Source organism: Methyloradius palustris, from assembly GCF_019703875.1.
Taxonomy (GTDB): Bacteria; Pseudomonadota; Gammaproteobacteria; order Burkholderiales; family Methylophilaceae; genus Methyloradius; species Methyloradius palustris.
The window spans coordinates 317,041-331,869 of record NZ_AP024110.1 but is presented as its reverse complement, the minus strand read 5'-3'; the positions used below and the strand labels follow the sequence as shown (position 1 = coordinate 331,869).

14 protein-coding genes are annotated in these 14,829 nt (G+C 48.2%); 11 read left to right on the top strand and 3 right to left on the bottom strand.

Translation table 11 applies throughout. The features are described from left to right. Positions 1–38: 38 nt before the first annotated feature. On the bottom strand, positions 39–377 hold the full coding sequence (locus ZMTM_RS01775) for a DUF2782 domain-containing protein (protein WP_221764636.1): 339 nt from the start codon (positions 375–377) through the stop codon (positions 39–41). Positions 378–474: 97 nt separating this feature from the next. After that, a complete protein-coding gene (locus ZMTM_RS01770) occupies positions 475–1,209 on the bottom strand; it encodes an LOG family protein (RefSeq protein ID WP_221764635.1) in 735 nt (244 codons plus the stop codon). Between the two features lie 19 nt (positions 1,210–1,228). Between ZMTM_RS01770 and polA the strand changes: the two genes are divergently transcribed. The 5 genes from polA (at position 1,229) to ZMTM_RS01745 (ending at position 6,509) form a co-directional block, all read left to right on the top strand. Continuing rightward, positions 1,229–3,985, top strand: coding sequence for a DNA polymerase I (polA, locus tag ZMTM_RS01765; protein WP_221764634.1), 2,757 nt, complete (start codon positions 1,229–1,231; stop codon positions 3,983–3,985). 26 nt (positions 3,986–4,011) lie between these two features. Then, entirely contained in the window at positions 4,012–5,058 is a 1,047-nt protein-coding gene (locus ZMTM_RS01760) for a nuclease-related domain-containing protein (protein WP_221764633.1), read from the top strand. Between the two features lie 77 nt (positions 5,059–5,135). Further along, entirely contained in the window at positions 5,136–5,426 is a 291-nt protein-coding gene (locus tag ZMTM_RS01755) for a nucleotidyltransferase family protein (RefSeq protein ID WP_221764632.1), read from the top strand. Continuing rightward, complete coding sequence (locus tag ZMTM_RS01750; RefSeq protein WP_221764631.1) at positions 5,419–5,760, top strand: HepT-like ribonuclease domain-containing protein; 342 nt, start codon at positions 5,419–5,421, stop codon at positions 5,758–5,760. Before ZMTM_RS01755 ends, ZMTM_RS01750 begins: the two co-directional genes overlap by 8 nt. 8 nt (positions 5,761–5,768) lie before the next feature. Beyond that, positions 5,769–6,509: a competence/damage-inducible protein A gene (locus ZMTM_RS01745; RefSeq protein WP_221764630.1), complete on the top strand. Its 741-nt coding sequence runs from the start codon at positions 5,769–5,771 to the stop codon at positions 6,507–6,509. A gap of 27 nt (positions 6,510–6,536) precedes the next feature. Here ZMTM_RS01745 and ZMTM_RS01740 read toward each other — a convergent pair whose 3' ends face one another. Continuing rightward, positions 6,537–8,828, bottom strand: coding sequence for a putative bifunctional diguanylate cyclase/phosphodiesterase (locus ZMTM_RS01740; protein WP_221764629.1), 2,292 nt, complete (start codon positions 8,826–8,828; stop codon positions 6,537–6,539). A gap of 266 nt (positions 8,829–9,094) precedes the next feature. Here ZMTM_RS01740 and dusB point away from each other — a divergent pair, with 266 nt between their 5' ends. The 6 genes from dusB to hemF are packed head-to-tail and all read left to right on the top strand — an operon-like array spanning position 9,095 to position 14,818. Continuing rightward, positions 9,095–10,126, top strand: a complete 1,032-nt coding sequence (dusB, locus tag ZMTM_RS01735; protein WP_221764628.1) for a tRNA dihydrouridine synthase DusB — start codon at positions 9,095–9,097, stop codon at positions 10,124–10,126. 32 nt (positions 10,127–10,158) lie between these two features. Further along, positions 10,159–10,392, top strand: a complete 234-nt coding sequence (locus tag ZMTM_RS01730) for a Fis family transcriptional regulator (protein WP_221764627.1) — start codon at positions 10,159–10,161, stop codon at positions 10,390–10,392. A gap of 48 nt (positions 10,393–10,440) precedes the next feature. Further along, positions 10,441–12,036: a bifunctional phosphoribosylaminoimidazolecarboxamide formyltransferase/IMP cyclohydrolase gene (gene purH / locus ZMTM_RS01725; protein WP_221764626.1), complete on the top strand. Its 1,596-nt coding sequence runs from the start codon at positions 10,441–10,443 to the stop codon at positions 12,034–12,036. Between the two features lie 15 nt (positions 12,037–12,051). Then, positions 12,052–13,320 (top strand): phosphoribosylamine--glycine ligase, encoded by a 1,269-nt coding sequence (purD, locus tag ZMTM_RS01720; protein WP_221764625.1) that lies wholly within the window; start codon positions 12,052–12,054, stop codon positions 13,318–13,320. 10 nt (positions 13,321–13,330) lie between these two features. Continuing rightward, the gene (locus ZMTM_RS01715; protein WP_221764624.1) at positions 13,331–13,882 is read left to right on the top strand and encodes an L-threonylcarbamoyladenylate synthase; all 552 of its coding nucleotides are present in this window, start codon (positions 13,331–13,333) and stop codon (positions 13,880–13,882) included. A 6-nt stretch (positions 13,883–13,888) separates the two neighbouring features. Next, a complete protein-coding gene (gene hemF, locus ZMTM_RS01710; RefSeq protein ID WP_221764623.1) occupies positions 13,889–14,818 on the top strand; it encodes an oxygen-dependent coproporphyrinogen oxidase in 930 nt (309 codons plus the stop codon). Positions 14,819–14,829 lie beyond the last annotated feature (11 nt).

The following is a 14,829-nucleotide window of genomic DNA, read 5'->3' as shown; positions in this document are numbered from 1 at the left end:
GGTGAAGAGGGCTAAAACGCCCTCTTTTTGTTGGAGATTTAGAAGCGGAACAGTATCCATTTAGGCACAGCTAATGGCGCGGTTGGGCCATCGGAGCGCGACCAGCCACCCTCTTGATCTTCTTTCATCAGGTAATAAGGCACGCCATGAGCAGGGGTGATTTTCTGCATGTAGAGTTCGCCGTGGATGCGATATTCTTCGACCGTATTCTCACCTTTTTTAGTGATGGTGATTTCAGGCTCTTCATTAGCGTCTGTAACCCCTGGTGGTGGAGGTAGCGCATCTGGAAGTGGTTGCAGATTATCAGGCTGACCCGCAGCCTTTGCCAGTACAGGCAATAGTAGAATCAACAGTAAACAGTATCGAAACAAGCGCATGGTAACCTCTGGCTTAAAAATATAAGCTAATTCTAGCAAAAAGCGCATTGGCGCGGTGAAGCGATTGCCAGTTCAGCGCAAAAATCTGTAGCCATTACTACAGATAAAGCTGAACTTGCTTTTCAGCCGCCGAAAGCTCAAAGCCTCGCGCCTCATAATGCTTGAAGATTGCCTCAACAATATCCTTGGGGTCATCAATCATCTGCACCAAATCAATATCGCCAGCCGATACCACGCCCTCTGCCACCAGCGTATTTTTGAACCAATCCACCAGACCACGCCAGAATGGTTCACACACCAGAATAATCGGGATTTTTCGGGTCTTGCCTGTTTGCACCAGCGTCATTGCTTCCATCAATTCGTCCAGCGTACCAAATCCGCCTGGCATGACCACATAAGCCGAGGCGTATTTAACAAACATCACCTTGCGCATGAAAAAATGCTGGAAATTGATGCCGATATCCTGAAAGGCATTACCCTTTTGCTCAAAAGGCAACTCGATATTGAGGCCGATACTGGGCGACTTACCCGCAAAAGCGCCTTTGTTAGCGGCCTCCATGATGCCAGGGCCACCCCCAGAAATCACACTGAAACCAGCATCGGATAACTGGCGGGCAATTTCTTCGGTCAGCTGATAATACGGACTATCTGGCTTTGTACGTGCGCTCCCAAAGATAGAGACTGCTGGCGTGATTTGCTTAAGCCGCTCGGTCGCGTCCACGAATTCTGCCATAATCTCAAACGCATGCCATGACTCATGCGAGGTGCTCTCGCTTTCAGGCACCGCCTGATCAGTAATCTTGGGAAGTTTTTTTGTAGTAAATATCGACATAACGGATACCTAAATCAAGATGAAAACGTTGTTATTAGTGGATGGCTCGTCCTACCTGTACCGCGCATTTCACGCCATGCCAGATTTGCGTAACAAAGCCAATGAGCCCACTGGCGCGATACAAGGCGTACTCAATATGCTACGCCGTTTGCACAAAGATTACCCAGCCGATTATAGCGCGTGTATTTTTGACGCCAAAGGCAAAACCTTCCGTGACGATATTTATCCAGAATACAAGGCCAACCGTGCCGCCATGCCGGATGACTTGCGCCCACAGATTGCCCCATTGCATGAGGCGATTAGAGCCATGGGCTGGCCGCTGATTGTAGAAGATGGCGTGGAAGCTGACGATGTGATTGGCGCGCTTGCCAAGCAAGCAGAACGCGAAGGTGTGCGGGTAATCATCTCCACAGGGGACAAAGACATCTCACAACTAGTGAATGAGCATGTCACCGTCGTCAATACCATGCGCGATGCCTTTAGGAAAACCGATGAAGTGCTGGATGTCGCAGGCGTAGAAAACAAATTCGGCATACCACCCAGCCTGATGATTGATTATCTGGTCTTGATTGGCGACACATCAGACAACGTACCAGGTGTAGAAAAAGTTGGCCCAAAGACCGCTGTGAAATGGCTTAAGCAATATGGTTCTCTGGATAATATTGTTGCCCATGCCGATGAAATCACAGGCGTAGTCGGTGAAAACCTGCGCAAGGCTTTATCTTGGCTACCAACAGCACGCGAACTCATCACCATTCGCTGTGATGTCGGCATACAGGAAAACTTGGCTGACCTTGCCCCGCAGCCACAAGACAGAGCCAAACTCGCGGAGTTATTTGACCGCTTCGACTTCAAGACTTGGCGACGTGAACTTGATTTACCTGCTGCTCCAGCAAATATGCCTACTGCAACACCTGCACCCGCCTCTACTCATGCTTCTGGCGATTTATTCGCGGCTGCCGCTGTACATAGCCGTCATTATGAAACCATTCTTACCGAGCAAGATTTAAGCAAATGGCTGGATAAAATCAGCCAGGCAGAACTCGTTTGTTTCGATACTGAAACTACATCACTTGACCCGATGACAGCAAAACTGGTCGGCATGTCATTCGCCACCATCGCTGGCGAGGCGGCTTATTTACCACTCAAGCATGATTACCCGGGTGCACCTGACCAATTGCCGTTTGAAGCGACGCTGGCTCGCATCAAACCGTTGCTGGAAAATGCCGCCATTAAAAAAGTCGGACAAAACCTTAAATACGACAAACATGTGCTCGCTAACCTGAATATTGAATTAAACGGCATCACCCACGATACTTTGCTGCAATCCTATGTATTGGAAAGCCACCGCAGCCACGGCATGGATGACCTTGCCATGCGGCACCTTGGCGTACAAACCATCACCTATGCAGAAATCGCAGGCAAAGGCGCAAAGTCTGTTGGTTTTTCACAGGTCGCGCTGGAACAAGCCAGCGAATACGCCGCAGAAGATGCCGACATTACACTGCAATTGCATGAAAGTTTGTATCCTCAAATTAAGCCAGATGCCAAGCTAGACTTCATTTATAGCCAGATTGAAATGCCATCAATGGAGATTTTATTCGCCATCGAGCGCAACGGCGTATTGATAGACAGTAACATGCTGAACAAGCAAAGCAACGAAATCGGCCTAAAGTTGATGGAGTTGGAAAGACAGGCTTATGAACTTGCTGGGCAGCCATTTAACCTAGGCTCACCTAAACAGTTGCAGGAAATCCTGTTCGATAAACTGGGCATAAAATCCACCAAGAAAACGCCAAGCGGCGCACCATCTACCGATGAAGATGTGTTGCAGGAGTTGGCGCTAGATCACCCACTGCCCAAAGTGTTATTGGAATATCGCGGATTAGCAAAACTCAAATCGACCTACACCGACAAACTACCCAAGATGATCAACGCACAAACTGGTCGCGTGCACACCAGCTACAACCAGGCAGTCGCAATTACAGGGCGCCTGGCCAGTTCAGACCCCAATCTGCAGAATATTCCAGTGCGCAGCACCGAAGGCCGCCGTATCCGCGAAGCCTTTATTGCACCAGCAGGCAGTGTGATTGTCTCTGCCGATTATTCGCAAATTGAACTGCGCATCATGGCGCACTTGTCGCAAGATGAAGGCATGCTGCAAGCCTTTGCTAACAATGAAGATATCCACCGCGCCACCGCTGCCGAGATTTTTGGCGTTGAGCGCGAAGCTGTCAGCAACGAACAACGCCGCTATGCCAAAGTCATCAATTTCGGCCTGATCTACGGCATGAGCGCATTTGGTTTAGCGCAGAATCTGAACATCGAACGAAGCGCCGCAGCCACCTATATTGAACGCTACTTCGCGCGCTATCCGGGCGTACGACAATACATGCAAAACACCCGCGAAATCGCAAAACAGAATGGCTATGTAGAAACCTATTTCGGCCGCCGTCTATGGGTACCAGAGATCAACAGCCCCAACGGCATGAGGAGAGCGGGCGCTGAACGTGCCGCCATCAACGCCCCAATGCAAGGCACCGCCGCTGACCTCATTAAACTCGCCATGATTGCGGTACAAAACTGGCTAGTCAGCGGAAAACTAGCGACCAAATTGATTATGCAAGTACACGATGAGCTAGTGCTGGAAGTGCCAGAAAACGAGCTGGCACTGATTAAGGAAAAGCTACCAGAACTTATGCAAAACGTAGCGAAACTGGATGTGCCTTTGTTGGCAGAGGTGGGGGTAGGCAGTAACTGGGAAGCAGCTCATTAAATCCATCTGAGATTAAAGACATCAAAATGATATTAAAAGAAAAGCAGCCAGGAAACTCTCGAGACCCTAGACTTCGCGCAGGTGAAGATGCGGAGAAACAAATGGCTTTTTACCTACAAAGAGCTTTTGCGAAGAAAAATGACTGCTTTGTGTTAAATGATTTAAGAGTTACTCATAGCGGGGACACCGCTCAAGTAGACCATCTAATCGTCACTCAATTTGGTTTATTCATTATTGAGTCAAAAAGTGTGCATGGCAAAATCACCATTAATGAATTTAACGAATGGTCACGTACTTTCAATAAAGTAGCCGAAGGCATGCCCTCTCCAGTCTTACAGGCGGAGGCACAAGGCTCTGTATTAAAAGAACTTTTAAAAGCTCATAAAGAGCAACTACTCGGCAAAGTGATATTTGGTAAAGTCCAAAAAGGGTTCTTGAATTGCCCTGTATTTGTCTATGTGGCTATATCTGATAGTGGAATTATTGATAGAAAAAAAGAAGTCCCCGAATTATTCAAAGCCGATCAGATTAGCAAACAAATACTGACTGAACTGGAGTCACTAAAAAAGAAAAATAACCCTCTTTCGTTGTCGCTCAGTCTGCCGTGGGAGATGGAGTTATCTGAGGTAAAAATAGTCGCTGAGTTTTTGCTAAGTCAGCATCAACCAAAACCGACAAATAAATCTTTGCCAGCAAAGCAGGAAGTGGCTGAATACAAAACCGCATCTAAAAACGAGACCGCGAAAGGTTTTGTGCCAAAAGCTGGTGCTATTTGCCCCGAATGTGGAAACCACAAACTCATCCGAAAAAGTGTGACTAGAAGCGATAATACAGAAACTGACTTTTTGGCTTGCGCAGCCTACCCAAAAGAATGCAAAGCAATTTTTGCCTTAGTTGCTGTGGCAAAAACGCTTAATAAACCAGAAAAATTAGAAACTGAGAAAGAAGAGCATAAAGAGCATGACACATGCCCTAGATGCAAAAATGGAACGCTAGTCGGCCGTAAGGCAAAAACTGAGTTTCTTGGATGTTCGCAATATCCGAAGTGCAAGTTCACTAGTTATCGAAATTAGGTAGCGTGTGCAGTCAATTCAAATTCTGAAGAATGTTAATTACCTAAAAAATTCACATTTTTGCTAAACTAGCCCCTATGAAAAAACAACAAGCCATTCAATCTCTTACGAACAGTAAAGCAGAACTTGTACGTCGCTTTGGCGTAACACGCCTGGCTCTGTTCGGCTCAACGGCACGCGATAATGCAACCGATAAAAGTGATATTGATATTTTGGTAAATTTTGACGGAATTGCGACCTCTCAGCGCTATTTTGGTGTGCAGTTCTATCTCGAAGATTTGCTAGGCTGCTCAGTTGATTTAGTCACTGAAAAAGCTTTGCGTACAGAGCTAAGGCCTTACATTGAACGTGAGGCAATTAATGTCTGATAAACCAGCTAGAGAATGGCGGTTCTACATCACAGATATGGTTACTTTTGCTGAGAATGTCATCAGTTATACCGATGGATTTGAGCTAGATAGGTTCGTCAATAGCGGCATTACCTACGATGCCACTTTGCGCAACCTAGAGTTGATAGGTGAGGCAGCCACACGTATTCCACAAGAAGTCCGCGAACAATATGCCGACATTCCATGGCGTTTGGTAATCGCTACCCGCAACAAACTAATTCATGGTTATTTAGGCATTGATAACGATACGTTATGGAGCATTATTCAATCAGACATACCTGAATTGCTCAGCCAATTGCAATTAATCAAGTAGGCCAATTGATGCAAAATTTCGGCATCTACATCATTGGCGATGAAATCCTCTCAGGTAAACGCCAAGATGCACACCTGACCAAAGCCATAAGCCTACTAAAAGCACGCGGACTGAGCTTGGCTTGGGCGAATTATCTTGGTGATATCCCCGAGCAAATCACCACCTCACTCAAGGCCAGCATGGCGCGCGGCGATATTGTGTTTTCGTTTGGGGGAATAGGAGCAACGCCTGATGACTTCACCCGCGTATGCGCGGCTGAGGCTGCTGGTGTATCGATTGAGCGGCATGCTGGTGCAGTGGCTGAACTCGAGGCACGTTTTGGTGAAGCAACTTACCCCAAAAGAATATTGATGGCCGATTTCCCCAAGGGCGCGGAATTGGTACCAAACCCAGTGAACCGCGTTGCAGGTTTTTCCATCAACCAACATTACTTTTTACCTGGCTTTCCTGAGATGGCACACCCGATGATGGAGTGGGCGCTGGATACGCATTACAGTCATCTGTTCAATCAGCAGGTAACCATTGAAGCTTCGATTCTGGTGATGGATGCCGGCGAAAGCCAATTACTAGACCTGATGAACCAGATTGTAAGCAATCATCCGGAAACCAAACTATTTAGCCTGCCCAAACTGGATACCCGCAGAACCATAGAGTTGGGTGTGAAAGGTTCTGCGAGCCAAGTTGAAGCAGCTATTAGTGATATTAAACAGGCTATAACAGCATTGGGCTTTCCGTGGTCGCCCATATAGCCGTTAAATTTAACCAGCATCAAGAAACTATATATTCTGTATAAATGCTGGCAGATCAGCGGCTGGTAAAGGCCGTGAGAACTTATAACCCTGATATTGCTCGCAGCCGCTGTGTGCAAAAAAAGCTAGTTGCTCTTCTGTCTCAATGCCCTCCGCTACCACATGCAACCTTAGCCCCTTAGCCATGGCAAGAATGGTGGTTGCAATATGCATATCGTCACTGTTCTCTGGAATGTTGCGTACAAAAGCACGGTCAATCTTGAGCTCATCCAGCGGCAAAAACCTGAGCTTAGATAGTGACGAATGCCCAGTACCAAAATCATCAATCGCAATGCGCAAACCCAACGCTTTTAGGGCTAGCAGTATCTCTACAGCCATGTCTTCCTGCTCCATAATTGCGCCCTCTGTAATCTCAAGCGTCAATCTATTAGCGCTAAGCCCTGATTCGTTGAGGACGGATTCAATGGAATTGATGAAATTAGCGTCGTGAAATTGCCTGGGAGAGATATTGACGGCAAGCTTGAGATCGCTCAATCCTAGCGCATCCCATTCCACTAACTGCTTACAGGCTTGTTGTAGCACCCACTTGCCTATAGGGACAATCAAGCCTGTATCTTCTGCAAACGGGATAAAGTCATTCGGCATTACCAGCTCATTACCATTGCGGTACCAGCGGATGAGGGCTTCTACACCGACTACTTTAGTGAGCTTGGTGTCTTTGTCGTATTCAACAATCGGCTGGTAGAAAAGCACGAACTGTTTGGCCTCTATGCCTTGGCGCAATTGGGTATCAAGCGTAAATCTGGCATGGGCGATCTTAGTCAATTCAGCGGTATAAAACTGGTGGTTATTGCGACCACTTTCTTTTGCACGGTACATGGCTGAATCCGCGTTTCTGATCAGTTGCACATCATTTTCTGCATCGTAAGGGAACAGGCTGATACCAATACTGGCGCCCACCACGACTTGCTGATTATTCTTAAGCGTAAATGGCGCCTCTAATAAGTCAATGATGGTTTGCGCGATGACGGCTGCCTGATTTTTTGATTCTATATTCTCCATCAACACCACGAATTCATCCCCACCAATACGGGCAAAGGTGTCTTGCTCACGTAGCCTGCCCTTCAATCGGCTCACCAATTCCACCAGCAACATATCGCCTTGAATGTGCCCCAGGCTGTCGTTCACGTCTTTAAATCGGTCAATATCGATAAACAGCAACGCTAATTCATAGTGATGTCGATTCGCCATGGCAATGGCATGGGTCAATCTATCCTGAAACAGCCTGCGGTTAGGCAAGCCTGTGAGCACATCATGATTGGCCAGATACTCGTAACGCAGATTGGCCTCGTTAATCAATCTATCGGCCTCAAGCAATCTTTCGCTATCCACTAACAAAAGACTCTGCCGCATCATGGCCAGCACGATAATGAGCAGCGCAGAGATGAGCGCAACAAACTTGGCGATAGGCACAACGGTATCAAAGAAAATAACAATAATCGTGAGCACACTGATAAACATGGAAGCTACAGGGATAAGACGCTGGATGAAACGACTGATGGCAATTTGCTTCAGGCTATCAGACACTTCAGCGCGCCAACCCATGGCGCTGAGGCCAATGAGAATATCTGCCACCGAGAACATATTCTTGAGTAACTGGCCTTGCTCAATTTGGGTATCCAGCACATCCAGATTCCACTGCATCCAGATCGAGCCTTCGATCATAAAAGCGAGGAAGAAGAGGTAATTTGGCCAGCACGGCTTTAACCTGAGGAAGAGATTTATCAACAAGGCAACACTGGCGGCACTTAATAAACCAATAGGGTAAGAAATGACGGCAAGCATTTGTGGAAGGCGTCGGTCTGTATCATTCGAGAGGTAAAGTGCCAGCACCAAACCAATGACAGAAATACTGATTGTGGATAGATCTATCCATGCGGCGATTTTCTTTGCGCCTTCCAGTTTTGCATTGAGCACCTGGAGCAAGCCAATCAGGCAGAAGGGACCAAGTAGCAAATAGAACACATCTGCCGGGGCTGGAAACGCGTTCCAATGAAAGTATTGCTGCACATCCCACAGTAGCTGCCCAACGAAATAAGAGGCAATCCCTAACAAGAACCAGCCTCTGGGTCTTTTTTCCTCCAGGCTACCGTTACGAAACCCTATCCAGGCGAAGCAAGCGGAAGCGCCGCTGCTTAAAGTCCAATGTAGATTATCAAGAAGCGGTAACCATTGCGGGGAGACATACTGGGAGGCAATCATAATGGCCAGCATAATTGCCAAGCTCGGCCATAAAATGGTTTTTACAGAACGACTCATTACGTAGTCCCCGATCAAATTCCTGCAGCACAACTTTTTTATTTTTTAAGTATTTCTCATGCAACTTCGCTTAGCTAATAAGCAAGCTATAGTAATTAAACACCCTGATAGCAAAAAACTGTTATTTATTAATACTCTGTAGCACCTCTTGTGCCAAAAAATTGCATTTTGCAAAGATAGTTAGAATCACAATATTTAAGTTTTCTGTAACAGCATTTGCGTATAAAATAGGCAGCTTTTCCGCAGTCATCGCAAAAAGCAATCTAGTGCAAATCGGTCCATACAAATTAAAGAATAACCTGGTTGTCGCGCCCATGGCTGGCGTTACGGACAGGCCTTTCCGCATTCTGTGTAAAAAGCTGGGCGCTGGGTTGGCGGTTTCTGAAATGGTGACATCCAATTCATTACTGTATGGAAGCACAAAAACCTTGCGTCGCGCCAACCACGAAGGCGAAGTAGACCCCATTTCGGTGCAGATTGCAGGCGCAGACCCCAAAATGATGGCAGAGGCCGCTAAGTACAACGTAGACAACGGCGCGCAGATCATTGATATCAACATGGGTTGTCCAGCCAAGAAAATCTGTAATGTGATGGCGGGTTCAGCCTTATTGAAAGACGAACCACTCGTGTCACAGATTCTTAAAGCTGTGGTTAATGCAGTGGAAGTACCCGTCACCCTGAAGATTCGTACTGGCTGGGATAAACAAAACCGCAATGCAATCGCCGTGGCCAGAATGGCCGAAGATATTGGCATCCAAGCGCTGGCCATGCATGGCCGTACCCGCGCTTGCCTGTATATGGGCGATGCGGAATACGACACGATTGCCGCAGTCAAACAAGCAATCAAGATTCCGCTCATCGCCAATGGCGATATCACCACCCCTGAAAAAGCCAAGTATGTACTGGAATACACTGGTGCCGATGCCGTGATGATAGGTCGCGCCGCACAAGGCCGCCCATGGATATTCCGCGAAATTGCGCATTACTTGGCTACTGGCGAACACATGTTGCCACCCGAAGTGTCAGAAATCCACAGCGTGATGCTGGAGCATGTGAACGACTTGTACGGGTTCTACGGCGAGTTGGCTGGCATGCGTGTTGCTAGAAAACATATCTCCTGGTACACCAAGGGGCTAAAAGACTCAGCGAATTTCCGCCACATGATGAACCAGTTGCAAACGATAGATGAACAACAAGCTGCTATCAATACGTTTTTTGAGCAGTTGAAACAACAAAACCAGCATTTGCAATATGCGGATGACACAGACGAAGCACTGGCCGAAGCGCTGGCAGCCTAGCAAAGCAGTACGACCCAGGGACAATTATAAAAATGAGCAATCAACAAATAGGCGATTGTGTTCGCGCAGCATTAGACGAATACTTTAAAGACCTTGATGGACAACCGCCGCACGCTGTCTATGACATGGTATTGCAGTGTGTGGAGAAACCGTTGCTGGAATACGTACTTAATCGTGCGGGCGGCAACCAAAGCAAAACAGCAGAAATACTTGGCCTGAACCGTAACACCCTGCGCAAAAAACTCCAGCAGTACAAAATTCAGTAATTCCATTCAGACACCTTATAACTCAACCTTTCGATAAGTTTTCCCATTATGGCTATCAAACGAGCTCTCATTAGTGTTTCCGATAAACAAGGCATACTTGAATTTGCAAAAGACCTGAGCAGCTTTGGCGTAGAGATACTGTCTACTGGCGGCACTGCAAAACTATTCCGCGATAACAATATTCCCGTCATCGAAGTCAGTGATTACACTGGCTTCCCTGAAATGCTGGATGGTCGCGTGAAGACGCTGCACCCTAAAGTACACGGCGGCATTTTGGGTAGACGTGATCTGCCTGAGCATGTCACTGCAATGAATGAAGCTGCGATTCCCAATATCGATATGGTGGTCGTTAATCTTTACCCGTTTGAAGCGACAGTAGCCAAAGCTGACTGTACGCTGGAAGACGCGATTGAGAACATCGACATTGGTGGCCCAGCGATGGTGCGCTCCGCCGCCAAAAACTGGAAAGATGTCGCTGTAGTCACCGATGCTTCGCAATATGCAGGGGTCATTGCCGAGATGAAGAGCACGGGCGGCGCGACCAGTCAGGCAACACGCTTTGCATTATCAGTAGCCGCTTTCAACCGCATCAGCAATTACGATGGTGCCATTAGCGATTACCTGTCATCGTTTAATGCCGATGGCACGCGCAATGATTTTCCTGCCCAAACCAATGGGCGCTTCGTTAAATTGCAAGATCTCCGCTACGGCGAGAATCCTCATCAACAAGCCGCGTTTTATCGTGACTTATATCCCGCACCTGGCTCACTAGTAACAGCAGAGCAACTGCAGGGCAAAGAGCTTTCATATAATAATATCGCCGATGCCGATGCGGCCTGGGAATGCGTCAAGAGTTTTGATAGCTCACTCAATACTGCCGCCTGCGTCATCGTCAAACATGCCAACCCATGTGGTGTAGCCGTTGGCATCAACGCGCTAGAAGCCTATAGCAAGGCTTTCAAGACAGACCCGACTTCAGCCTTTGGCGGTATCATCGCTTTCAATGCAACGGTTGATGCAGCGGCAGCTGAAGCTGTCGCTAAACAATTCGTAGAAGTGCTGATTGCGCCAGACTTTACGGCAGATGCCTTGGCTATTTTTAAAGCCAAAGCCAATGTACGCGTACTGAAGATCGCCCTGCCTGCTGGGGGTGAGACTGCCTGGCAAAAAGGCCGTAATTCGCACGACACCAAACGTGTGGGTTCTGGCCTGCTGATCCAGACAGCAGACAACCATCAAATCAGCATGAGCGATCTCAAGATTGTCACCAAGAAACAACCAACACCAGAACAACTGCAAGACCTGCTGTTTGCCTGGCGCGTAGCCAAATATGTGAAATCCAACGCCATCGTATTCTGTGGCGATGGCATGACATTAGGTGTAGGCGCTGGCCAGATGAGCCGCGTTGACAGTACCAAGATCGCCGCTATCAAGGCACAAAATGCAGGGTTATCGCTTAAGAATTCAGCGGTGGCTTCTGATGCGTTCTTCCCGTTCCGCGATGGGGTTGACGTGCTGGCAAAAGCTGGTGCTGCCTGCGTGATTCAGCCAGGTGGTAGCATACGCGATGATGAAGTCATCGCTGCAGCAGATGAGCATGGCTTGGCAATGATCCTCACTGGCATTCGCCATTTCCGTCACTAAACATTAAAGGCATCTATGAAGGTACTTGTAATAGGAAGTGGTGGTCGTGAGCATGCGCTGGCATGGCAAATAGCCAAGAACCAGAACATCAGCCGCGTTTATGTGGCACCGGGTAATGCGGGCACCGCATTGAACCCAGACATGATCAATGTACCGATTACTGGTGTGCCTGAACTCGTTGAATTTGCCTTGAATGAAAAAATCGCCTTGACCGTCGTTGGCCCTGAAGCTCCGCTATCTCAAGGCGTTGTTGATGCTTTCCGTGCCGCTGGGTTAAAAGTGTTCGGCCCAACCAAAGCTGCGGCACAATTGGAAAGCTCTAAGGATTTTGCTAAGGCATTAATGATACGCCACAGCATTCCAACGGCGGCTTATGCAACATTTACCGATGCAGCCGCAGCACATGATTATGTGACACAACAAGGCGCACCTATCGTCATCAAAGCTGATGGCTTGGCCGCAGGTAAAGGCGTAGTGGTTGCGATGGATGAAGCAGAAGCACATGAAGCCATTGATTCCATGCTCTCAGACAACAAACTCGGCAGTGCTGGCGCACGGGTAGTCATCGAAGAATTTCTCACTGGTGAAGAAGCCAGTTTTATCGTGATGGTCGATGGCAAAAACATACTGGCCTTAGCCACCAGCCAAGACCACAAACGCCTGCTGGATGGCGATCTCGGCCCGAATACAGGGGGCATGGGTGCATACTCACCAGCGCCAGTAGTGACACCAGACATACATGCCAAAGTCATGCGTGAAATCATCAAACCTACCGTTGAAGGCATGGCAAAAGATGGCATTCCCTATACTGGCTTTCTTTACGCTGGTTTAATGATTAGCCCTGATGGCACGGTCAAAACGCTGGAATTCAACTGCCGCATGGGCGACCCTGAAACCCAGCCTATCATGCTGCGACTGAAAACAGATTTTGTTAGCCTGCTTGAACATGCAGTAGAAGGCACGCTAGACCAAGTGACTGTCGATTGGGATAGACGTTACGCACTAGGCGTAGTGATGGCTTCGGCTAATTATCCAGACACCCCAAGAACTGGCGATCAGATCACTGGCCTGCCAAAAGACTTGCAGGAAGCGCACGTTTTCCATGCTGGCACTACCCTGACCGATGGCAAAGTATTGACCAGCGGCGGCCGTGTTTTGTGTGTCACTGCATTGGGTGAAACCGTTAAATACGCTCAACTACGGGCTTACCAGATTGCCGAAGAAATCAAGTTTGACGGCAGCCAGATGCGCACGGATATTGGCTACAAGGCTTTAAAACACTAAGGCCTGACTTGTGACCCAAGCGCGTGGATTACGCAGTTACTTACGCTCAGGTGGTGTGATCGCCTACCCGACTGAATCCATCTTTGGCCTTGGTTGCGACCCAGATAATCGACTCGCGGTGCAGCGCATACTACGCATCAAACAACGGCCAAAGCATAAGGGCCTTATTCTGCTGGCCGACCGTTTCTCAGCATTTCAACGGTATATAGCCCCGCTCACTGCCAGCCAGATTGCCTCCATGCAGCACAGCTGGTTAGGTAAAGCCCCTCACACTTGGCTGGTACCTGCTGCTAAAGATTGTCCAAAATGGCTAAGTGGCAAGCATAAAACCATCGCCATTCGCGTCACCCAGCATGCATTCTCAAAACGCTTGTGCAAACAGCTCGGCATGGCGTTAGTATCTACCAGCGCTAATAAAAGCGGCCACCAACCAGCCAAGACTAGCAGGCAGTGTTATAAGCTATTCTCAGGTCAAACGCGCATATTGCCAGGCATGACAGCAGGTGCTAAAAAACCATCTACGATTCAAGACCTGCTAACAGGTAAGATCCTCAGGAAGTAATGATTGATGTCCACTGAAATTAACGCCAACGCCGTATTTGACTACCTCTCAGGCTTGCAGAGCCGGATTATCGAAGCCATTGAAATGGTGGATGGCAAAACCTTTCTGCACGATAGCTGGCAACGACCTGAAGGTGGTGGCGGTACATCATGCATGCTAGAAGAAGGCAATGTATTCGAACGTGCTGGCGTTGGTTTCTCACATGTACTCGGCAATAAACTACCACCAGCAGCCACCATTGCCCACCCAGAAGCGGCTGGACGTAGCTGGGAAGCCATGGGTGTATCGCTTGTATTTCATCCACGCAATCCCTACATTCCAACCGTGCACATGAATGTGCGCTTTTTTGTGGCCAAAGCGCCTAAACATGAAGATACTCCAGATATTTGGTGGTTTGGTGGCGGGATGGATTTGACGCCTTACTACGGTTTCGATGAGGACGTCATTCACTTCCATCGCACCTGCCGCGATGCACTAGCACCGTTCGGCGACTCACTTTATCCCCGATTCAAAAAACACTGCGATGATTACTTCTTCCTCAAGCACCGTAATGAGCCACGCGGCATAGGTGGTATTTTCTTTGATGATTTTAACGAGCTTGGATTTGTCGATAGCTTTGCCATGCTCAAGGCCGTGGGCGAAGCTTTCTTACAAGCCTACTTGCCGATTGCCCAGCGTCGCAAAGATACGCCCTATGGCGACCAGCAGCGAGACTTTCAGGCCTATCGTCGCGGCCGCTATGTAGAATTCAATCTGGTCTACGACCGCGGCACGCTTTTTGGTCTACAGTCGAATGGACGCACCGAATCTATCCTGCTCTCCATGCCACCAATCGTGAAATGGCGTTATGACTGGAAACCAGCTGACGGTAGCGAAGAAGCCAAACTATATAGTCAATTCCTCAAACACAGGGATTGGCTGCCACCAGCTAATTAGGCTGTAGCAGG